This window comes from Austwickia chelonae NBRC 105200 (assembly GCF_000298175.1).
GTDB classification, from domain to species: domain Bacteria; phylum Actinomycetota; class Actinomycetes; order Actinomycetales; family Dermatophilaceae; genus Austwickia; species Austwickia chelonae.
Window position 1 is genome coordinate 658,454 of the sequence record NZ_BAGZ01000005.1, and the last position, 19,393, is coordinate 677,846.

The 19,393-nt window shown below is 66.8% G+C and carries 22 protein-coding genes; 7 read left to right on the forward strand and 15 right to left on the reverse strand.

Going from position 1 to position 19,393, the window contains the following annotated elements:
- Nucleotides 1–55: 55 nt before the first annotated feature.
- Complete coding sequence (locus AUCHE_RS06030; protein WP_006502392.1) at nt 56–334, reverse strand: DUF167 domain-containing protein; 279 nt, start codon at nt 332–334, stop codon at nt 56–58.
- 32 nt (nt 335–366) lie between these two features.
- Between AUCHE_RS06030 and AUCHE_RS06035 the strand changes: the two genes are divergently transcribed.
- Entirely contained in the window at nt 367–726 is a 360-nt protein-coding gene (locus tag AUCHE_RS06035) for a metallopeptidase family protein (RefSeq protein ID WP_006502393.1), read from the forward strand.
- Nucleotides 727–792: 66 nt separating this feature from the next.
- On the opposite strand, the gene AUCHE_RS06040 is transcribed toward AUCHE_RS06035, so the two are convergent.
- The 5 genes from AUCHE_RS06040 to aat form a co-directional block, all read right to left on the reverse strand.
- Nucleotides 793–1,980: a L,D-transpeptidase gene (locus AUCHE_RS06040; RefSeq protein WP_162137224.1), complete on the reverse strand. Its 1,188-nt coding sequence runs from the start codon at nt 1,978–1,980 to the stop codon at nt 793–795.
- Nucleotides 1,981–2,229: 249 nt separating this feature from the next.
- Nucleotides 2,230–2,646: a cytochrome c oxidase subunit 4 gene (locus AUCHE_RS06045; protein WP_006502395.1), complete on the reverse strand. Its 417-nt coding sequence runs from the start codon at nt 2,644–2,646 to the stop codon at nt 2,230–2,232.
- Nucleotides 2,643–4,421: an aa3-type cytochrome oxidase subunit I gene (ctaD, locus tag AUCHE_RS06050; RefSeq protein WP_040321695.1), complete on the reverse strand. Its 1,779-nt coding sequence runs from the start codon at nt 4,419–4,421 to the stop codon at nt 2,643–2,645. The genes AUCHE_RS06045 and ctaD overlap by 4 nt, the downstream gene beginning before the upstream one ends.
- Complete coding sequence (ctaC, locus tag AUCHE_RS06055) at nt 4,421–5,251, reverse strand: aa3-type cytochrome oxidase subunit II (protein ID WP_006502397.1); 831 nt, start codon at nt 5,249–5,251, stop codon at nt 4,421–4,423. The genes ctaD and ctaC overlap by 1 nt, the downstream gene beginning before the upstream one ends.
- Before the next feature lie 230 nt (nt 5,252–5,481).
- Nucleotides 5,482–6,207, reverse strand: a complete 726-nt coding sequence (gene aat / locus AUCHE_RS06060) for a leucyl/phenylalanyl-tRNA--protein transferase (RefSeq protein WP_006502398.1) — start codon at nt 6,205–6,207, stop codon at nt 5,482–5,484.
- 81 nt (nt 6,208–6,288) lie between these two features.
- On the opposite strand from aat, the gene AUCHE_RS06065 reads away from it, so the two are divergent.
- Nucleotides 6,289–6,648, forward strand: coding sequence for a PadR family transcriptional regulator (locus AUCHE_RS06065; RefSeq protein ID WP_006502399.1), 360 nt, complete (start codon nt 6,289–6,291; stop codon nt 6,646–6,648).
- 1 nt (nt 6,649) lies between these two features.
- Nucleotides 6,650–7,177 (forward strand): hypothetical protein, encoded by a 528-nt coding sequence (locus AUCHE_RS06070; RefSeq protein WP_006502400.1) that lies wholly within the window; start codon nt 6,650–6,652, stop codon nt 7,175–7,177.
- Nucleotides 7,178–7,250: 73 nt separating this feature from the next.
- Here AUCHE_RS06070 and erpA read toward each other — a convergent pair whose 3' ends face one another.
- The 3 genes from erpA to AUCHE_RS06085 form a co-directional block, all read right to left on the reverse strand.
- Nucleotides 7,251–7,601, reverse strand: a complete 351-nt coding sequence (gene erpA / locus AUCHE_RS06075) for an iron-sulfur cluster insertion protein ErpA (RefSeq protein ID WP_006502401.1) — start codon at nt 7,599–7,601, stop codon at nt 7,251–7,253.
- Nucleotides 7,602–7,754: 153 nt separating this feature from the next.
- Nucleotides 7,755–8,918, reverse strand: coding sequence for a glycerate kinase (locus tag AUCHE_RS06080; protein WP_040321697.1), 1,164 nt, complete (start codon nt 8,916–8,918; stop codon nt 7,755–7,757).
- 51 nt (nt 8,919–8,969) lie between these two features.
- Nucleotides 8,970–10,364 (reverse strand): dipeptidase, encoded by a 1,395-nt coding sequence (locus AUCHE_RS06085; protein WP_040321490.1) that lies wholly within the window; start codon nt 10,362–10,364, stop codon nt 8,970–8,972.
- Nucleotides 10,365–10,485: 121 nt separating this feature from the next.
- Here AUCHE_RS06085 and AUCHE_RS06090 point away from each other — a divergent pair, with 121 nt between their 5' ends.
- Complete coding sequence (locus tag AUCHE_RS06090) at nt 10,486–11,070, forward strand: DUF3043 domain-containing protein (protein ID WP_006502404.1); 585 nt, start codon at nt 10,486–10,488, stop codon at nt 11,068–11,070.
- A gap of 77 nt (nt 11,071–11,147) precedes the next feature.
- On the opposite strand, the gene AUCHE_RS06095 is transcribed toward AUCHE_RS06090, so the two are convergent.
- The 4 genes from AUCHE_RS06095 to hisF all read right to left on the reverse strand — a co-directional run bounded on the left by AUCHE_RS06095 (nt 11,148) and on the right by hisF (nt 14,648).
- Nucleotides 11,148–11,357, reverse strand: a complete 210-nt coding sequence (locus AUCHE_RS06095) for a hypothetical protein (RefSeq protein WP_040321699.1) — start codon at nt 11,355–11,357, stop codon at nt 11,148–11,150.
- A 10-nt stretch (nt 11,358–11,367) separates the two neighbouring features.
- Nucleotides 11,368–12,489, reverse strand: coding sequence for a YihY/virulence factor BrkB family protein (locus AUCHE_RS06100; protein ID WP_006502406.1), 1,122 nt, complete (start codon nt 12,487–12,489; stop codon nt 11,368–11,370).
- The gene (gene cbiE, locus AUCHE_RS06105) at nt 12,489–13,712 is read right to left on the reverse strand and encodes a precorrin-6y C5,15-methyltransferase (decarboxylating) subunit CbiE (RefSeq protein WP_006502407.1); all 1,224 of its coding nucleotides are present in this window, start codon (nt 13,710–13,712) and stop codon (nt 12,489–12,491) included. The genes AUCHE_RS06100 and cbiE overlap by 1 nt, the downstream gene beginning before the upstream one ends.
- Nucleotides 13,713–13,850: 138 nt before the next feature.
- The gene (hisF, locus tag AUCHE_RS06110; protein ID WP_006502408.1) at nt 13,851–14,648 is read right to left on the reverse strand and encodes an imidazole glycerol phosphate synthase subunit HisF; all 798 of its coding nucleotides are present in this window, start codon (nt 14,646–14,648) and stop codon (nt 13,851–13,853) included.
- 271 nt (nt 14,649–14,919) lie between these two features.
- Here hisF and trpS point away from each other — a divergent pair, with 271 nt between their 5' ends.
- Genes trpS through AUCHE_RS06125 form a run of 3 tightly spaced genes read left to right on the forward strand, consistent with a single transcriptional unit; the run spans nt 14,920 to nt 17,878 of the window.
- A complete protein-coding gene (trpS, locus tag AUCHE_RS06115) occupies nt 14,920–16,002 on the forward strand; it encodes a tryptophan--tRNA ligase (RefSeq protein ID WP_040321705.1) in 1,083 nt (360 codons plus the stop codon).
- 3 nt (nt 16,003–16,005) lie between these two features.
- Entirely contained in the window at nt 16,006–16,683 is a 678-nt protein-coding gene (locus AUCHE_RS06120; RefSeq protein WP_006502410.1) for a uridine kinase family protein, read from the forward strand.
- A complete protein-coding gene (locus AUCHE_RS06125) occupies nt 16,667–17,878 on the forward strand; it encodes an FUSC family protein (protein WP_006502411.1) in 1,212 nt (403 codons plus the stop codon). Before AUCHE_RS06120 ends, AUCHE_RS06125 begins: the two co-directional genes overlap by 17 nt.
- A 3-nt stretch (nt 17,879–17,881) precedes the next feature.
- On the opposite strand, the gene AUCHE_RS06130 is transcribed toward AUCHE_RS06125, so the two are convergent.
- Entirely contained in the window at nt 17,882–18,406 is a 525-nt protein-coding gene (locus AUCHE_RS06130) for a PH domain-containing protein (RefSeq protein WP_245706814.1), read from the reverse strand.
- An 86-nt stretch (nt 18,407–18,492) separates the two neighbouring features.
- On the reverse strand, nt 18,493–19,338 hold the full coding sequence (gene hisG / locus AUCHE_RS06135) for an ATP phosphoribosyltransferase (RefSeq protein WP_006502413.1): 846 nt from the start codon (nt 19,336–19,338) through the stop codon (nt 18,493–18,495).
- Nucleotides 19,339–19,393: the final 55 nt, after the last annotated feature.

Genomic DNA, 19,393 nt, shown 5'->3' on the forward strand with positions numbered 1-19,393 from the left:
ACGCTCCAGGCGGGCGGCCCTCAGCCTTTGTCCGGAGAAAGCCCGGACAAGGAGCTCACCGGTCGAGCAGCTCACGGAGTCTGACCGCTGTCTCCTCCTGAGGGGCGTCCACCTCGACGATCTTCGACCGGGAAGTCGCACCCGACACCAGGGTGACCTGACGTGGTCGTACGCCGAAGGCTTTCGCGACAGCCTTCAAAGCTGCTTCCGTGGCCTGGCCGTCGACGGCCCGGTCGTTCACCGCCACACACAGTTGCGGTCCCTCCGGGGCTTCGTAGGCTCCACCTACTCGTGTCCGGGATGCTCCGGGGCGAACACGTAGCACAAGTCGCATGCCTTCATTCTCCCCGGTGAGAGGATGCCTCCATGACAGTCGAGATGAGCCGGGCGGAGTTCGAGGAAGCCGTCGCCGATGCGCTCGATGCGGTACCGGCCGAACTTCTCGACCTGATGGACAATGTCGTCTTCTTCGTGGAGGACGAACCGGATGACGAACTCGGCGCCGACTGCCTCGGCGTCTACGAAGGAGTTCCCCGGACCGAGCGGGGTTGGGACTGGGGTGAACCGCTCATGCCGGACCGGATCTTCGTCTTCCGCGGACCGACGCTACGGATGTGCACCTCGTCGGAGGAGGTCGTCGACGAAGTAGCGGTGACCGTAGTCCACGAGATAGCCCATCATTTCGGTATCGACGACGAGCGTCTGCACGAACTCGGCTGGGGATGAGCGCACGGCGTGTGTCCCCACTCGAGATGAGGGGACACACGCCGTGATCGAGAGGAATCGAACGGATCAGCCCTTCATCGGCCCCTCCGAGGAACCAGCAGCGGCAACGGCGGACTTCGCCTGCCACTCCTCCCAGGTCCACAACCAGATAGGGACCCCGGCCTGCTCGGGTTTGAGCTGGTAGTTGGAGTTGACCGTCTCGACGATGTCGCCGTATTGGGCCTTGCCGAACAGCCATTCGGCGTCGCCCGGGGCCATGTTGACACACCCGTGAGAGACATTCGCTTTGCCCTGTTGGCCCACCGACCAGGGCGCGGAGTGCAGGTACTCACCGCTGTCGGTGATCCGCAGCGCCCACTTGACCTTCGTGCGGTAGTACTCCGGGTCGCTCTTGTCCACACCGAAGGTCGAGGAATCCATGACGATGTCCGGGTACTTGTCCTGGATCACCTTGGTCCCGGCACGGGTCTCGAAGCGTTCACCGGCTCGTCCTCCGCTGATCGCGAAGGTCTTCACCGTCTGACCGTTCTCGACCAGAGCCATGGAATAGGCGGCCAGGTCGACCTTCAGCACTCGCTGGGTGCCGATGGTCAGCTTGGCGCCGTTGTCCTCGGCCAGATAGGTATCCGGTGCGACCTTCGTCCCGGCCAGCGGGGCCTTGACCTCGATCTTGGTCCCTGAGGTCCAGTACGCCTGCGGACGGTAGAGCAGGGTGCGGTCGTTGGTCCACCCCCAGGATCCGGGCTGACTGGGGCTCGCGTTGATCGACATCTGCGACTCGATCTGAGCCTTCGACTCCGGGGCGGTGATCGGTGCGTCGAACTTCACCTGCACCGGCATCCCCGCCCCGACCGTCCAACCGTCCGGGGTCACCGTGTAACCGATGGTTTTCTTGGGCGTGAGTGTGGTGAAGGAAGAGGTGGACGTGCTCTCCTCCCCGTCCTTGTTCCGGGCGGTCGCGGTGACCTTATACGTCGTCTTGGGCGCCAGTTTCCTCTGGGAGGACCAGAGCTTCTTGTCCTCGCCGACCTTCCCCTCGACGGTTCTTTTCCCGTCCTCGCTGGTGACCGTCACCGTTCCGATCTCACCTTCGAGGGCTTTCACGGTGACGACGCTCTCCGGGGCGACGTCCTTCGTCCCGTCAGGGACGGATACTTCGAGCTTGACCTGTGCCGACTTGGTGTCGATCACAGCTTTCTCGCTCTGTTTCTCTTCCCCGTCCTGGCATCCGGAGGTCAGAACGGCAACTGACACCGTTAGCCCTGCAATGACCGCCCAGCGTGTGCCACGGGGTACGACTCTGCCCAACGTGTTCTCTCCCAGCTCCGCGCACCGCAGGCCAAATCCGCAGCGCCTTAACCGAACACCAACTTCACATCTCCCCCTGGCAACTTCCTGAACTGCCATGTGTCTGTGGGAGCCGTCTGGCAGGGACTCCGGAGCCGAAAGGGGCGTCCAGCGTAGCCAGACGCCCCTTTCGATATGTTCACAGATCGATATCAGTCAGATTCCGATATCGCCGCGGAAGTACTCGAAGGTCCATCCCAGGAGGGAGATCGCGCCGAAGAAGGCCCCCACGATGAAGACCCACCAGCCGACGGCCAGGCCCAGGAAGAGCAGGAGCGCCGAGAGCGCCAGTGGCAGCGGCCACCAGCTGTGCGGGCTGAAGAAACCGTATTCCCCTTCCATCTGCCCGATATGGCCGTCGGGATCGTCCTCGGGTCGGGCGTCGAGAGTCTGCGCAGTCTTGGAGAGATACCACCCGATCATGCCGGTCATCAAGCCGGTGAGAAAGATACAGACCGTGCCCGCCGGCTCCAGCCCGTCAGGGGTGAAGACCGCGGTCGCCCAGGCGTAGATCGCAGCGGTCAGGATGAATGGCACCGCTCCGTACTGGAACAGTTTGGCCTCTACCTTCATCGGGCGTGACCTCCGTCACCGTCCGCGGGCGCAGACTGGTGCGCACCTACCTCGGTCGTGGCGGTGCCACGCTGACTGTGGAGCGCCTCCAGGACGGCCCGGTCCGGAGCGGGACTACTGATGTCCTCGGCATCCGGGTGGTGCAGGTCGAAGGCCGGACGCTCGGAACGAATCCGAGGAATACTGTTGAAATTGTGCCGGGGTGGCGGGCAGGAGGTCGCCCACTCGAGCGATCCGCCGTAGCCCCACGGATCGTCGACCGTGACGCGTTTGTTCTCCTTGTGTGTCTTCCAGATGTTGTAGAAGAAGGGCAGGAAGGAGATGCCCAGGACCACCGAGCCGACCGTCGAGATGACGTTCAGCAGCCCGAAGTTGTCCTCGACCATCCAGTCGCCGTACCGCCGGGGCATGCCTTGCACCCCGAGCCAGTGCTGCACGAGGAAGGTCGCGTGGAAGCCGACGAAGAGCAGCCAGAAATGCCACTTGCCGAGTTTCTCGTCGAGCATCAGACCGGTCAGCTTGGGCCACCAGAAGTAGTAGCCCGCGAACATCGCGAAGACGACCGTGCCGAAGACCGTGTAGTGGAAGTGGGCCACCACGAAGTAGCTGTCGGACAGGTGGAAGTCCAGGGCCGGGCTGGCCAGGACCACTCCGGTCAGACCGCCGAAGAGGAAGGTCACCAGGAAGCCCAGTGCCCAGATGATCGGGGTCTCGAAGGTGATCGAACCGCCCCACATCGTGCCGATCCAGTTGAAGAATTTCACCCCGGTGGGCACCGCGATCAGCATCGTCATCACGGAGAAGAAGGGCAGCAGGACCTGACCGGTCACGTACATGTGGTGTGCCCACACCGTCACGGACAGTGCTGCGATGGCGATGGTCGCGAAGATCAGACCTTTGTAGCCGAAGATCGGTTTGCGGGAGAAGACCGGGAAGATCTCGCTCACGATGCCGAAGAAGGGCAGGGCGATGATGTAGACCTCCGGATGGCCGAAGAACCAGAACAGATGCTGGTACAGGATCGGCCCGTTGTTGGTCACGTCGTAGATGTGCATCCCGAACAGTCGATCGCCGGCCAACCCCATGAAAGCTGCGGTCAGCACGGGGAAGACCATCAGGATGAGGATGGAGGTCACCAGGACCGTCCAGGTGAAGATGGGCAGCCGGAACATGGTCATCCCCGGTGCGCGCATGCACACGATCGTGGTGATGAAGTTGACCGCACCCATGATCGTGCCGAAGCCGCCCAGCCCGAAACCGAGGATCCACAGGTCGCCACCGAGGGTGGGGGTGAAGGTGGAGTTCGACAGGGGGACGTAGGCGAACCAGCCGAAGGAGGCCGCACCACCGGGGACCAGGAATCCGGAGACGGCCATGAGTCCGCCGAAGAGGTAGAGCCAGTAGGCCAGCATGTTCAGGCGCGGCATCGCCACGTCGGGGGCGCCGATCTGCAGCGGGAGCAGGGCGTTGGCGAATCCGGCGAACAGCGGGGTGGCGAACAGCAGCAGCATGATCGACCCGTGCATGGTGAACATCTGGTTGAACTGTTCGAGGTTGTGCAGGACCTGCAGGCCGGGGGCTACCAGCTCTGCTCGGATGATCAACGCCATCACACCGGCGATGAGGAAGAAGAACATGGTGGTGACGAAGTACAGGTTGCCGATCACCTTGTGGTCGGTGGAGGTGATCAGCGATACGAAGCGTTGACCTTTGGTCTGCTTCCTCCTCGTCGCCGGAACCCCGGCGACATGTGTGGGTGTCAGTACGGTCGACATCAGCGCTTCCCCTCCGGTTTCCACTGCATGCGGCCTTCCTGACCAGGCTCGAGCTTCGCCCTGTTGAGGCTGTTGTCGAGCATGCCGGTCTGGCCCTTGGCCCGCAGTGACTGCATGTGCTTGTCGTATTCCTCCTGCGAGACGACCTTCACGTTGAACAGCATCGTCGCGTGGTACTGGCCGCAGAGTTCGGCACATTTACCCTGGTAGGTGCCTTCCTCGGTGGGAACGACCTGCAGCCGGTTGACCTTGCCGGGGATCATGTCGAGTTTCTGCTGGAAGGCCGGCACCCAGAAGGAGTGGATGACGTCCCTGGCGGTCAGGACGAATTCGACGCGTTTCCCTTTGGGCAGGTAAAGGGTCGGCAAGGTGGCCTCGACCCCGGGTTTTCCGGTCAGCTGTGCCTGGACCCCGGATTCCCAGACCTCTGCCTCGACATAGTTGAAGTCCCAGCTCCACTGCTTGCCGACGACATTGATGGTGACATCGGGTTTCTGGCTGGTGTCGAGCAGGATCGCCTCGTCCCGGGCGGTGTAGTAGAAGAGGACACCGATCATCATCACGGGGATGACGGTGTAGCACAGCTCGATCGGCACGTGGTAGCGCAGCTGCGGGGGCAGCCCCACGTCGTCCTTCTTACGCCGGTAGGCCACCATGCACCAGATGGTGAGCCCCCAGACGAGGACACCGACGCACAGGGCTGCGATCCAACCGCCCACCCACAGGTCCTGGACACGTTGGGCACCTTCGGACGCTCCACGGGGGAGGAAACCTCGCGAGAGTTCCTCGCTGCTGCAGCCTCCGAGTGTGATGACCGCCAGGCTCGTCATGGCTGCGATGCTCGTCACCCGTCGCGGTCGGCGGCCGCGGGTGTCAGGATGCCGATGCAATGGTGCACCTTCCGCTATCGGTGTGGATGCCCTCGGATGTGCTTCGCAGGGCGTGGACGGGCGTGTCCGATGAGCTGAAGGTTACGCGCGCGCACCCGTCGTGAAGTGCGGCTGAGCGTCCGGTACCGGGCGAGGCCCCGATCAAATCGGTGGGCGGCTCTCTGACACGCTCAGCGGTGGATGCTCCCGGTACGGTCGTTGTGCACCGTGATGCGGCTTCCTCGCGCAAGGGTCAGATGCGGTGCGCTGAGGGCGCGGTGGAGTCGGGCGAGGTAGTCCGTCCGTGAGAACTCTTGGACCCCGAGACTGCCGAGGTGTTCGGTATGCCATTGGACATCGATGATCCGGCGGGGGTCCGCGTCCGCGCGGATCACCTCGACGAGCCCGACGAGGGCAGCCTTGGAAGCGTCGGTGGCCCGGTGGAACATCGATTCGCCTGCGAAGAGCCCTCCGACGGCGACTCCGTAGAGACCGCCCACGAGTTCGTCGTGGGACCAGACCTCCACCGAATGGGCCCAGCCCAGCTCGTGCAGGTCACCGTAGGCCGCGCGGATCTGCGGGGTGATCCAGAATCCGGGTCGGGTCGGGTCTGCGCATTCTTCGACGACCCGGTCGAAGGCTGCGTCCCAGGTGAGGTCGAATTTCCTGAGCGAACGGCTCAAGGACCGGGAGACCTTCAGCGCCGAGGGTTCGAGGACGCCGCGTGGATCGGGGCTCCACCACCCCATGGGTTCTTCTCCGTCGTCTCCGAGTCCCATCGGGAAGAGCCCGTTCCGGTAGGCCTGCAGGATGGTTCCGGCTTCGAGGTCGGCGCCCACGGCGACCAGGTCGTCTCCGGGGGTCGGCCGGGCGGAGGCCAGGTCCCAGGGGGTGGGCGGCGGTTCGACGGGGGGCACGGCATCACCCTAAGCCACCGTGTGTCGTCCCCGACTCCTCAACTACTAGATATAGCAAAGTACTGGAGTTAATCTAGCCACATGCCGAGTCACGACCCCCAAATGCTCAAGGGCGTCCTCTCGCTGCTCCTGCTCCGCCTGCTCCTGCACGAGGACGGATATGGATACGGCGTCGTCACCCGCCTACAGGGGGCCGGATTCCCCGACCTCGTGGAAGGAACGGTCTACCCCGCGCTCACCCGACTCGAAGCGGCGGGGCATCTCGAGTCCTACCTGCTCAAGTCCACCTCCGGCCCGGCCCGGAAGTACTACCGGATCACCGACGGCGGCCGCGCCGAGCTCGCCCGGGCCGAGGCCGCCTGGTCCGACCTGGTCGCCGCCGTTGCCGCCGTGCAGGCCTCCCCCACGACCCCCTCCCCCTTGCAGACCCAGGAGGCCTGACATGTCCGTCATCGACCGTGTCCGCATCGAGAACGCCGTGCAGCGCTACGACTTCGCCCTCGACCTCTACGGGGTCAGCGGCAAGCAGCGCCGCGGGTTGCGCCGCGAGCTGCGGGGCAACCTGCGCGAGGCCGCCACGCACGGCGGAGCCCGCGAGGCCATCCACGGCATCGGCTCTCCCGAGCAGCTCGCTCGCGAGTCGGCGCACGCCATCCGTGATCCGCGTCGCCCCGCCTGGAGCCAAGGACTGTCCGCCGCCGCCCTCGCGGTCGCCATCTACTGGACCGTCGTCTTCTACACCGCCTTCACCTGGATGGACGCGGTCATCGCGACCGGCGTCGAACACGAGGTCGTGGGGCGGGTTTCCTTCCTCCCCGGGATCGAATACCGCGCGCAGCACACCGCCACCAGCTTCAGCGGCGGACTGACCACCAGCGGCACGTTCGCCCTCATCAGCCTGGGCATCTTCCTCGTCGTGCTCGCTCTCGCCGGCCGCCTGTGGCGACCCCTGCGCCGCGCATCGTCCTGAACACACCCCACAAGAACGGCCGCCGCTTCCCGTCAAGGAAAGCGGCGGCCGCCGTAGGTCGTGCTGCGAGGACTCAGCTGAAGGAGTCTCCGCATGCGCAGGAACCCTGCGCATTGGGGTTGTCGATCGTGAAGCCCTGCTTCTCGATCGTGTCGGCGAAGTCGATGGTGGCGCCGTCCAGGTACGGAGCGCTCATCCGATCGACGACGACCTCGACACCGTCGAAGTCGCGCACCAGGTCACCGTCCAGGCTGCGCTCGTCGAAGTACAACTGGTAGATCAAGCCGGAGCAGCCGCCGGGCTGCACGCCGATGCGCAGGCGGAGGTCGTCGCGACCCTCCTGCTCGAGCAGGCTCTTCACCTTGGTCGCTGCGACATCGGTCAGGATCACACCGTGCGCCTGAGTCTCGTTCTGGGTGGTCATGACGTCGTCCTCCGCTGGTCGAGAAGTCCTTCGTGGGGCATCAACGCGGCTGAGGACCGCATTTGTTCCGCCCGCATTGTACGAATGCTACGCGAGCGTCGAAGGTCGACCTCACCTGCGCCCACCGTCGTCGGACCCGGCTCCGGCCCGGCGTCACCCCGGAGACCAGGTGGCCGCCACCCTGGCCACCCGAGCACTCAAAGCACCTGCCGGGTCCGCCAGCGCGGCCACGACCTCGGCCGGACGCTCGGCCACCGCATAGGTCGCCGACAACCCCATCGACATCGTGTCCCGCCGACCCACCTCGACCGTCCCGGCGACCGCCACCACCGGCAGCCCGCGCCGCCCTGCCGCCTCCGCGACCTCGGCCACCACACCTTGACCGGCCGACCGCCAGTCCAGACAGCCCTCCCCCGTCACCACCAGATCAGTACAGGCCAGCAACGAGGGGAGACCCCACGCCTCGAAACACCAACCTGCGGCGCTGCACCGGCGTGCCCCCAGCAGCAACAGCCCGTAACCCAGGCCTCCACCGGCTCCTGCTCCGGCCGCCCGGTCCAGCCGACGCGGTGTCCCACTCAACAGGTCGACCGGCGGGGGGCAGACCGTATCGGCCAGATGCCGGAACCGGCTCAAGGCGTGCTCCAGGATCTGGGCCTCCTGGGGGTCGGCGCCCCGAGCCCCAGCTGTCGCCGCAGAGGTTCCCTGCAAACCCAGCAGAGGAAGTTCCTCCTGGGTCACCAGGACCAGTTCCACACCGGAGAGTCTTTCCCGCAAGGCGCCCAAACCGGACAGTGCGTCCCGGTCCGCTTCGGCCAGTGCGGCACCGCCCCGGCAGAGCTCCTCGGGTGGGCCTGCACCCAAGGCGCCCAACATGCCTGCGCCTCCGTCGTTCGTGGCGAGATCACCGACCGCCACCACGACCCGGTCGGCCTTCTCCTCCAGAGCCACCCCGATCAGTTCCCCGACCCCCCGACTGCTGGTCACCCCGGGGCGGCGCTCCGACGCGGAGAGCAGATGCAGGCCCGCGGCCTGAGTGGCCTCGACATAGGCGGTGAGTCCTGAGCCGTCCTCCACCAGGAGGACCATCCCGGGCACCTCTCGACCCAGCGGGTCGTTGACCGTCGCCGCGACGGTGATACCACCCTCGGCTGACTTGGACAGCACCTCGAGGAAGTCGGCGCCGCCGCCGCTGATCGGAGCCAAGGTCAGCTCGTCCCCGGGGGCACGGGAACGCCAGCCGGCCGCTATCGCCTCGGCGGCCTGCACCGCCGTCAACGTGCCCCCGAAACGTTGCGGGCAGATCAACACTCGCATCCTCACATGGTCGCACCGCCGGTCATCCACGACCAGCATGCGGTGGAACGTTCAGTCGCGGGGCAGACGCCCGATCCTCTCGAGCAGGATCGTCTCGGCCAGGCAGACCTTTTCGAACTCCTCCAGGTGCAGGCTCTCGTTGGCGCCGTGAGCCCGAGTGTCCGGGTCCTCGACCCCGGTGACCAGGATCGCCGCATGCGGGAACTGCTCGGCGAATTCAGCGATGAAGGGAATCGACCCGCCGATACCGGTATCGACCGGCGACACACCCCAGGAGTCCTCGAAGGCCGCCCGGGCCGCATCCACAAAAGGACCGGAGGTCGGTGCCACGAACCCGTTGCCGTGATCCTCCAGCTCGATGTCGACGCGAGTGCCCCAGGGGGCGCGGGTCTGGAGATGCTCACGGACCGCCTCCCAGGCCGACTCCCAGTCCTGGGAGGGCGCCAACCGGACCGAGACCTTCGCCCGAGCCTGCGGGAGCAGGAGATTGGCGGCGGTGTCCACACTGGGCGCGTCGATCCCGATGACCGTGACCGCAGGCTGCGACCAGATCCGAGAGACGACACTGCCCGACCCGATCAGAGGCGCGTCCGCGGGCATCCCGCTGTCCTTCCGGAACTGGTCCTGCGGATAGTCCAGGTCACTGGCAGAATCGCTGCGCAGTCCGGCGACGGCCACGGTCCCGTCATCGTCGTGCAGGGTCGCCAGCAGTCGACACAGCGCGGTCAACGCATCGGGTGCAGCCCCACCGAACATCCCCGAGTGCACCCCGTGCTCCAAGGCGGTCACCGTCACCACCACCCGCACATTGCCTCGCAAGGTCGTGGTGAGCGCGGGCGCACCCACCGCCCAGTTGGACGAATCGGCCAGCACGATCGCGTCGCAGTCGAGCCGGTCCGCGTAGGTCGACAGGATCCCCGGCAGACTCTCCGAACCGACCTCCTCCTCACCTTCGACGATCACCCGCACGTCGACGGCCGTCTCGTCGCCCAGGGCCCGCAGCGCCGCCACGTGTGCCATCACGCCGGCCTTGTCGTCGGCCGCGCCGCGGGCGTAGAGGCGTCCGTCACGTTCGACCGGTTCGAAGGCGGGACTGATCCACTCGGAGTCTTCGCCGGGCGGCTGCACATCGTGGTGTGCGTAGAGCAGGACCCGAGGAGCTCCTTCAGGGCCGGGCTTATGCGCCAGGACAGCAGGGTGTCCCTCGCCGATCCGGACGACCTCCACCTCGAGCCCCTCCGCGCGGAAGAGCTCGGCGACCCGTTTCGCACTCCGGGACACCTGCCCGGCGTCGAAGCTGGACAGGGAGACGCTGGGGATCCGGACCAAGGACTCCAGATCTGCGCGGACACCCGGCATCGCCGATGCCACCCGAGCAGCCAACTCATCCCGCCGTCCTGCGGGCAGATCACTTTCTCGCACAGACTTTCTCAGCTCGTCACTCATGTCCTGAGCCTACGTTCTGAGGCTCCCGCTGACAGCAAAGCCCGAAGACTCCCCCCGCACAGCTGTCCATCTCCGGACACAGCTCTCCAACCTGCCGGGAAGGTGCCCTAGAGTTGCCCTCGTGTTCGGACGTAAGAAGGATCATTCACTGCAGGAGACGCTCCCGGAGCAGGCTGCTGTGGAACGGGCTGGCGCCAAGAACCGCCCCACGCCCAAGCGCAAGCAAGCCGAGGCCGCACGGAAACAACCGTTGGTCCCCGCCGACCGGAAAGCCGCGGCCTCTGCCGCCAAACAGGCCGAGCGTGAACAGCGACTGAAGCGCCAGGAGGCCATGCGTCGCGGTGAAGAATGGGCGCTGATGCCCCGGGACCGCGGACCGGAACGGGCCTGGATCCGTGATGTCATCGACTCCCGGTGGAATATCGGCGAATTCCTCATGCCGATCGTCCTCATCGGTCTGCCGCTGCTCTTCTTCCCCCCGACCAGTCTGCTCGTCCGCATCGGTTACTCGGTCGTCTACGGCGCCTTCGCCGTCTTCATGCTGGACACCGTGATCCTGTGGTTCAGCATCAAACGGCGCCACCTGGCCAAATTCGGCAACAAAGCCGCAGGCGGCACCTTCTTCTACACGATGAGTCGTACCCTCTCGATGCGTCGGGCCCGGCTCCCCCTGCCCCGCGTCGAACGCGGAGCCTCCGTCGACTGACCCGAATCTTCCGAGCACCTGCTGGACGGCCCCCGGTATCCATCCGATCCGGGGGCCGCGCCCTGTCCGGGAACCGGTCACCCCTCCTGGAGGGACATCGGACCGTACACCAGCTCGCCGTCGCACCACAGGGAGACCGTCTCCGCTCCCTCGTCGGAGAGCTCTTCCCAACCGCTGCTCAACGCAGACTCAGCCTCCTCCCGGGAGGAGAAGGCCGCCGTCATCCCGACGACCTCCACGGGGTCACCGGCTCCGTCCGCGCAGGTCCATGTCCACCGTTCACTCATGTCCACCAACCTAGTCCGTATCCTTCACCCGACGACGGCGCCTCCCAGCAGTGCGACGGATCTCCCGGTCCAGTCGGGCCTGGGCCGCCCGACGGCAGGTCTCCTCCTGCGCCATCTCGGCCAACCGTTGACGCTCCTCCCGATGCAGACGGGCGCTCCGGTACTGCCCGTCGTGCTCGAAGGTCACCTGCACCGTCTGGAAACCCTTCAACCGTTGAGCCCTGGCGATACCCGCATAGGCGGCGACATCCGCCTCCGTCAGATCGACGTCATCGGTCAACGGGGTGAGCAGCGCCCGCGGATAGAGCCCCAGGGCCAGGACCACGTTGAGCTCCGCGCAGAGCACGAAAGCCACCGAGGCCAGATAGATCCACGCCAGAAGGCCCAACACGACGGCGAACACCCCGTTGGTGGCAGTCGCCCCGGCCACGAAACTACGGATGAACTCCGTACCGGCGTTCTGTAAACCCTGCCAGGCCAGGACCCCCAGCGCGCTCCCCGGCAGGGCTTCCTTGACCGTGACTGGGTAGCTCGTGCCGTACCGGGAGATCACCAGGAAGAGCAGGCCGGTGATCATCCCCGAGACCACCTTCCCCCAGACGCCGACCGCACGGTCGCTGACCCCCATGGCCACCAGCGCCGCATCCGCCTGGGAGAGCACCGTCGTCGCCACCAGGAAGAGTGCGACCACCAACAACAACGCCGTGCTGCGGGCGCGAGCCACCACCGGATTCGGCCGGGAATCGCGGGGGACGTACCAGGCCGCGTTCAAGGCGTTCTGCATGGCCTGGGCAACCCCCAAGGCACCGAAGAGTGCACCCAGTGCGCCGACGACGACCGCCGTGGTGTTTCCCTGCAACTGGGCCCGCTCCACCTGGTCCCCGATGACCGGAACCTGGCGGAAGGCCGACTCCATGATCCGTGCCTGCCACTCGGGATTGTTCTCCAAGGCGTAACCCAGGACCGAGGAGAGCAGGAGCAGCAACGGGAAGATCGAGATGAAACCGTAGTAGGTGATCAATGCCGCGAGATAGGCACCCTGATCATCGATGTACTTGTAGACCACGGCGAGCGGGAGCCCCAACACAGGACGGCGCCGTTGAAGGGCGTCCACCCGACCGGTCACCTTCATCACCGCTCCGCCTGCTCTGCGAGCGGTTTCGACAGGTACCACAGGACCATCTGGCCGCCACCGGACCAACGGGTCCGCCCCCGATCCGCCGAGGAAATCCCACGAACGCAATCCCACCTGGTCAGTTCTCCTCCCATGGCCCGGTGGTACCGGGCCAGCAGCGCCATTTCATCCACGGTCGTCCCGGCACCGACGACCCTTCCCCCCGGACGCAGGGCGCGCCAGGAGGCCTCGACACTGCGCGGGGCCAGTCCTGCGCCGACCGCCACCACAGCATCCGGCAACGGCCGTGACATCTTCGCGGCCGGATCCGGCAGCCGGTCCAGCACGACAGCTCGGCGTCCTCGTCCCATCCCGGTCCACTCGGTCGCGCAGACCCCGGGCCCGCCGACCTCCCACAGACATTCACCCGGTCCGGGATGGAGCGTCGACATGATCAGCGCGAGCGCGGTCCGCGCGGAGAGGTCGCCCTCGCCGCTTTCCCATCCTGGTAGCGGGAAACGGCCGCCGAGCGTCCCGTCCGCGGCCGACGGACGGGAGCCGCCGTCGTCGGCACGGACATCCGTAGCGCGGCAGTCGACGGCGACCACATTCATCCCGGCGTCGATCTCGGCCGTCCAGGTGGCAGCAGACCCTTCCCACCGTTTTTCCTTCGAGGACCCCAGGTCACCCAGGACGGTAAGGAAACTGTCGCCAAAACCTGCATCCACCAGCATCGAGGCCACCGTGGAAGGCGTGTCACGTCCGGCGGAGAGCACGACGAACCGAGCGCCGGGCAGGAAGGTCTCAGGCAGTCCGGCCAGGCCGCCGCCGACGGCGTTGACCACGTCGACGTCCTCCGACGGCCAGCCCAGTCGGGCGCAGGCCAGGGCCACCGAGGAGAGGGTGGGGAGGAAGAGGAGACGGGTGATGCCCAGCTCCGCGACGAGGGTACGTCCGATTCCGTGGACGAGAGGGTCACCGGAGGCGAGGACGACCAGCCCTCGGTCGGCGTGCTCCTCCACGAGAGAGCGGATGTCGCTGCGTAGCGGGCTGCGCCATTCGACACGTTCCGCGCCCAGCCAGGTCGGCAGGTGTTCCAGCAGTCGGGGGCTCCCGACGATCGCCCCTGCCGAACGCAAGGCTTGACGTGCTTCCTCTCCCAACCCGGTCCATCCGTCGGCTCCCACTCCGACCACGACGACCCCTCGTGCGGCGAAGGTCTGCGCCACCCGCCGGGTCACGGTTCCGCACAGCCGCGAGGCGCAGGCACGGGCAGATTCCGCGCCGATACGGCCAAAGCCGAGGAATCGGTCATTCGCACATGGTAATTCTGCTGCAGGCACACTGGTCACCAACGCGCCAGGTCACCAGATGGGCCTTCAGCGCACGAGGTGTCCGTCCGCTCTGAGGGCGTCCTTGACGTCCCCGATCGTCATCGCGCCGAAATGGAAGACGCTGGCGGCGAGGACCGCGTCGGCTCCGGCGCGGACCGCCGGTGCGAAATGCCCGGTCACCCCAGCTCCCCCGCTCGCGATGAGCGGCACGGTGAGCCGAGGACGGACTGATCGGATCAGCTCGAGGTCGAAGCCGTCACGGGTGCCGTCGGCGTCCATGGAGTTCAACAGGATCTCCCCTGCGCCCAGCTCCGCGGCGCGAACGCACCAGTTGAGGGCGTCCAGCCCGGTGCCCCGTCGACCACCGTGAGTGGTCACCTCGAAACCCGAACCGGGCCGGGGGTGCCCGTCCGTGGAGAGCCCGTCGCCGCGGTCCGTCCAGCGGCGGACGTCGGCGGAGAGCACCAGCACCTGGGAGCCGAAGCGGTCGGCGATCTCCCCGATCAGTTCGGGGCGGGCGATCGCCGCGGTGTTCACCCCGACCTTGTCCGCACCGGCACGGAGAAGACGGTCGACGTCGTCGACGGTGCGGACGCCGCCACCGACGGTCAGCGGGATGAAGACCTGTTCGGCGGTGCGTCCCACGATCTCCAGGGTGGTCGCCCGGTCACCACTGCTGGCGGTGACGTCCAGGAAGGTCAGCTCGTCCGCGCCCTGGGCCTCGTAGGCTGCCGCCAGTTCCACCGGGTCGCCGGCGTCACGCAGGTCCTGGAAGTTCACCCCTTTGACCACGCGGCCGGCGTCGACGTCGAGGCAGGGGATGACACGGGTAGCCACACTCACCGGACCAGCGTAGAACCGGATGTGCCTTGTCCGGCGACGGTGTCCATCGGCGGCAGCGTACGATATCGCTATGATTCGCCCAGTGCCTTCCTGGTGGCCGTCCACGCGACGGCACTGAGCAGCACATCCATCCGCCGTCGCCCGTGCGACGGCGGATCCACGTCGGACGCGGGCGATCCTGAGCACAGCGAAGGAAGACCACGTGAGTAATCCCACGCCGCAGACCGACCCCGTCGTCGAAGGCCCCGGCGACTCCCCGGAGGACCAGGCCATGGCCGACTCGGTCAGCGACGCCAGTCTCCGCCGCAGCCAGGCCCGTAGCGCCCAGATCGAGGAGCAGATCGCCGAGGACCCGAGCGGTTTCCGGATGCTCACCGGCGACCGCCCCACCGGCAACCTCCACCTGGGCCATTACATCGGCACCCTGAGCAACCGGGTCCGTTTGCAGGGTCTGGGCCTGGACACCTTCGTCGTCATCGCCGACTACCAGGTGATCACCGACCGGGACGGCGTCGGAGAGATGAAGGAACGCGTCTACTCCCTGCTCACCGACTATCTGGCCGTGGGCCTGGACCCGACCCGCACCACGATCTTCACGCACAGCGCGATCCCCGAGCTGAACCAGCTGATGCTGCCCTTCCTGTCGTTGGTGACCGACTCCGAGCTGCGGCGCAACCCGACGGTGAAGGCCGAGCAGGAGGCCACCGGTGGGCGGGCCCTGTCCGGTCTGCTGCTGACCTACCCGGTGCACCAGGCCGCCGACATCCTTTTCTGCAAGGGCAATCTCGTCCCGGTCGGCAAGGACCAGCTCCCCCACCTGGAGCAGGCCCGGGTCATCGCCCGCCGGTTCGACGAGCGGTTCGGCCGTGCCGACAAGAAGCGCCCGGTCTTCCCCGCTCCCGAGGCGCTGCTCTCCTCAGGGGCACACATCCTGGGCACCGACGGCACGAAGATGTCCAAGTCGAAGGGCAACACCATCGAGCTCGGCATGACCGCCGACGAGACGGCCAAGCGGTTGAAGCGGGCCGTGACCGACTCCGACCGGCACATCACCTACGACCCCGAGAACCGCCCCGAGGTCGCCAACCTGCTGCTCATGGCAGGTCTGCTGTCCGACCGGGACCCGGCCGTACTGGCCGAGGAGATCGGCGACGGCGGTGGCGCCCGACTCAAGGCCGTCGTCACCGAGGCCGTCAACGAGCACCTGGCCCCGATCCGGGCCCGCCGGACCGAACTCGCCGCCGACCCCGGACATCTGCGCGATGTCCTCGCCGACGGAAATGCCCGTGCCCGCGAGGTCGCGACGGCCACCCTCGACGAGGTGCGCACCGCGATGTCCATGAACTATGTCTGAGGTATGACCCAGTCCTCCTCGAAGAACATGGATGTCTCCGCGACGGTGGCCCGGGTCGTCGCCGTCGCGGAACGCCGCGGCCCTCTGGCCGGCCGGAGCACGGTGGTCGCTTTCGACGGACCGGCCGGTGCGGGGAAGACCACGCTGGCCGGCGAGCTCGCCGACGCCTTGTCCTCCGAAGGAGGCTGTGACATCCCGATCGTCCACATGGACGACCTCTACCCGGGCTGGGACGGTTTGTCACCGGCCGTCGACCTGCTGGTGAGGCAGGTCCTGGAGCCCCTCGCCCAGGGTCGTCCGGTCTCGTCCCCGGTCTACGACTGGACGAGGCAGTCCTTCGGCGATCCCCGCCCGCTCCCGGCAGCGCCGTGGATCGTCGTGGAAGGCGTCGGCTGCGGTTCGCGCTCCTGTCGGCCGTACCTGTCCGCCGTCGTCTGGACCGATGCCCCGGAGGAGACCCGCAGGACGCGGGCTCTGCGACGCGACGGCGACGCCTTCCGCCCGTACTGGTACCGCTGGGCGCGGCAGGAGAAAGAACTCTTCGCCCGGGAGAAGACCTGGGAACACGCCGATCTGGTCCTCGACACCGGAGGCGACAGCCCGGACGGACCTGCAGGGCCCACCTCGACGTCAGCAGCACACTCCACTTCCAGGAAGGACCTCCATGCCCAGAACGGCTGACAGCTCTCGCTGGTACGAAGCCGCTTGGGTCGACTGGGGACTGGCGATTCCTCGGCGGGTAGCCCGCCGAGGGCGTTCCTCCCTGCAGACCCGGATCTCCCGGTTGCACAGCCGTTCCTTCTTCATCGTGCAGTGCGCGATCTCCGCGGGAGTCGCCTACTCGGTCGCGCAGGGTCTGCTCGGCCACGAGATGCCGATCTTCGCCGCCGTAGCTGCCCTCATCGTCTTGGGGCAGTCCTTCGGCCAACGGCTGCGTCGGGTCGTCGAGGTAGTGGTCGGGGTCGCCCTGGGCGTCTTCATCGGTGACGCCTTCGTCCACTTCATGGGCGCCGGTTACTGGCAGCTGGCGGTGATCGTCATCACCGCCATGTCGGCGGCCACCCTGCTCGACGCCGGAGTCGGGATGACGGCCACCGCCGGGATCCAGTCGGCCGTCGTCACCATCCTGGTGGCCCCGCCCGGGCAGGCTTTTCTCCGCTGGACCGATGCCGTCATCGGTGGTGGTGTCGCCCTGTTGGCGGCGACGATCACTCCGGCCACGCCGGTGCGGACTCCCCGGTTGAAAGCCGCCGAGGCCCTGGCCGAGATCAGTGCGATCCTGCGGGACACGGTGCGTGCCCTCCGGGAACAGGACCCGGAACGGGCCTCCGCCGCTTTGGAACGGGCCCGCACCACCGAGGAGATCCTGGACGAGCTGAGGGAGAGCGCCGACGCCGGGCTGGCGGTGGTCCGCACCTCGCCCTTCCGTCGCAGGCAGTTGCCCGCGGTCCAGGTGATCGCAGATCTGCTCGATCCTCTCGACCACACGATCCGCAACCTTCGGGTACTGGTCCGCCGAGCGTATGTCGCGGTCTCCGCCGGAGAGGTCGTCTCCAAGGCCTATCTGGACATGGTCGACGGTCTCGCCGAGGCGACCGAGCTGATGGCCGCGAGTCTCTCGGAGCGGGAACTCCCCGAGGCCTCGCGGCTCATCCTGGTGGACCTGGCCGAGATGACCACCTATGTCGACGAGCGCCCTTCGCTGTCCTCGGAGGTGATTCGCGCCCAGGTGCGGTCCATCGTCGTCGATCTGCTGGAGGTCACCGGGCTGCCCTATCAAGAGGCAGTGACCTATGTGCCCAGCACTTTCGTCCTGGTGGACAGACGGGAACCCCAGGTGCAGGACGACCAGGCCTCGGCGAGCCGAGCTCAGTGACCGTCACCCGTCTCCTCGCCGAGGGCCGAGCCCTGCTTCCGGTTCCGCGGCCGAGGAATGCACTTCCACCAGTGCAGCCAAGCGCGCTGCCAGGGCCTGGGCATGGGCACCGTCGGCTTTCTGGATCGCCATGACGGCGACCGTATCGGCGTCGGACAGGTCCAACCTCGCCCAGGGCGCGGCACCGCCGTACTGGACCCGGACGATCTGGGTCCAGTCGACCGTCCTGGTCAGCAGCAGATTCCGTACGACGATCCCCTCTGGTGAAGGGGTCGCCCTGATACTGGCGAATCGCCAGATGAACCAGGCGATGGCTGCTCCACTCACGAAGATCATCGTCCGGTCGAGAATCCCCCAGTCCGCTTTCTGTCCTTCACGTCCCGGCACGGTGATCGCCGCATAGGTGAAGGCCACCAGCACCATCGCCGACAGTGCGAGTGCCACCGCGGCCCCCCGGCGCGGACGCATCACGGCGTAGGGATCGAAGGGGCGCGGAGCGTCACCTGGCTCGGGCGCGGTGCTGTTCACAAGCACACGCTACTCATCTTGACGTCGGTGTGACCGCGTACGCACAGACGAACTCGTGACCGGCGTCCGTGATCACACCGGGAAGGTCATAGACGGCAGGCCGAGATGTCGGTGACGAGGATGCCGCGGGCACCCATGGCGTACAGCTCGTCCATCACCCGGTTCACCCCGGCGCGGGGCACCATCGCCCGGACCGCGACATAGCCCTTGTCGTGCAACGGGCTGACCGTCGGCGATTCCAACCCAGGGGTGACCGCGCAGGCCCGTTCGACGAGTTCGACCCGGACGTCGTAGTCGACCATGACGTAGGTGCGGGCGGTGATGACTCCCTGCAGGCGGCGCTGCAGGACGCCCATCGCCGGGGATTCAGCCGTGTCCGGGCGGGCGATGAGCACCGCCTCACTGCGCAGGATGGGCTCCCCGAAGACCTCCAGCCCTTGGTTCCGCAGGGTGGTCCCGGTCTCCACGACATCGGCGATCACATCGGCGACACCCAACATGATGGAGGTCTCCACGGCCCCGTCGAGACGGACGACCTCCGCGTCCACTCCGTTGGTGGCCAGATGGTCCCGGACCAGGACGGTGTAGCTGGTGGCGATGCGTTGGCCGGCCAGTTCGGCGACCGAGGATGCCGCGCCGGGGCGGCCGGCGAATCGGAAGGTGCTGCGGGCGAAACCCAGGGACATGGTCTCCACGGCTTCGCTCCCCGAGTCCAGGAGCAGATCACGGCCGGTGATCCCGCCGTCGAGGGTCCCCGAGCCGACGTAGACCGCGATGTCCCGGGGCCGCAGGTAGAAGAATTCGATGTCGTTGTCGACATCGGTCAGGACCAGTTCCTTGGAGTCACGGCGGACTTTGTACCCGCATTCCTTCAACATGACGGCGGCGGACTCGGCCAGGCTCCCCTTGTTGGGGACAGCAATACGTAACACGGTCTTTCCTCTGGTTGGTGTAGGTCTGTACTCGACAAAGCAGCGCGATGGCGTC

What these genes read in the sequence shown, in the direction of transcription:
- AUCHE_RS06095 (WP_040321699.1), bottom strand. Translation starts at nt 11,357, where the DNA reads ATGAGTGAACGGTGGACATGGACCTGCGCGGACGGAGCCGGTGACCCC.
- AUCHE_RS06030 (WP_006502392.1), bottom strand. Translation starts at nt 334, where the DNA reads ATGCGACTTGTGCTACGTGTTCGCCCCGGAGCATCCCGGACACGAGTA.
- ctaC (WP_006502397.1), bottom strand. Translation starts at nt 5,251, where the DNA reads ATGACGAGCCTGGCGGTCATCACACTCGGAGGCTGCAGCAGCGAGGAA.
- AUCHE_RS06125 (WP_006502411.1), top strand. Translation starts at nt 16,667, where the DNA reads ATGCCCAGAACGGCTGACAGCTCTCGCTGGTACGAAGCCGCTTGGGTC.
- AUCHE_RS06080 (WP_040321697.1), bottom strand. Translation starts at nt 8,918, where the DNA reads ATGCGAGTGTTGATCTGCCCGCAACGTTTCGGGGGCACGTTGACGGCG.
- AUCHE_RS06100 (WP_006502406.1), bottom strand. Translation starts at nt 12,489, where the DNA reads ATGAAGGTGACCGGTCGGGTGGACGCCCTTCAACGGCGCCGTCCTGTG.
- erpA (WP_006502401.1), bottom strand. Translation starts at nt 7,601, where the DNA reads ATGACCACCCAGAACGAGACTCAGGCGCACGGTGTGATCCTGACCGAT.
- AUCHE_RS06045 (WP_006502395.1), bottom strand. Translation starts at nt 2,646, where the DNA reads ATGAAGGTAGAGGCCAAACTGTTCCAGTACGGAGCGGTGCCATTCATC.
- AUCHE_RS06065 (WP_006502399.1), top strand. Translation starts at nt 6,289, where the DNA reads ATGCCGAGTCACGACCCCCAAATGCTCAAGGGCGTCCTCTCGCTGCTC.
- trpS (WP_040321705.1), top strand. Translation starts at nt 14,920, where the DNA reads ATGGCCGACTCGGTCAGCGACGCCAGTCTCCGCCGCAGCCAGGCCCGT.
- AUCHE_RS06070 (WP_006502400.1), top strand. Translation starts at nt 6,650, where the DNA reads ATGTCCGTCATCGACCGTGTCCGCATCGAGAACGCCGTGCAGCGCTAC.
- AUCHE_RS06120 (WP_006502410.1), top strand. Translation starts at nt 16,006, where the DNA reads ATGACCCAGTCCTCCTCGAAGAACATGGATGTCTCCGCGACGGTGGCC.
- AUCHE_RS06035 (WP_006502393.1), top strand. Translation starts at nt 367, where the DNA reads ATGACAGTCGAGATGAGCCGGGCGGAGTTCGAGGAAGCCGTCGCCGAT.
- ctaD (WP_040321695.1), bottom strand. Translation starts at nt 4,421, where the DNA reads ATGTCGACCGTACTGACACCCACACATGTCGCCGGGGTTCCGGCGACG.
- AUCHE_RS06085 (WP_040321490.1), bottom strand. Translation starts at nt 10,364, where the DNA reads ATGAGTGACGAGCTGAGAAAGTCTGTGCGAGAAAGTGATCTGCCCGCA.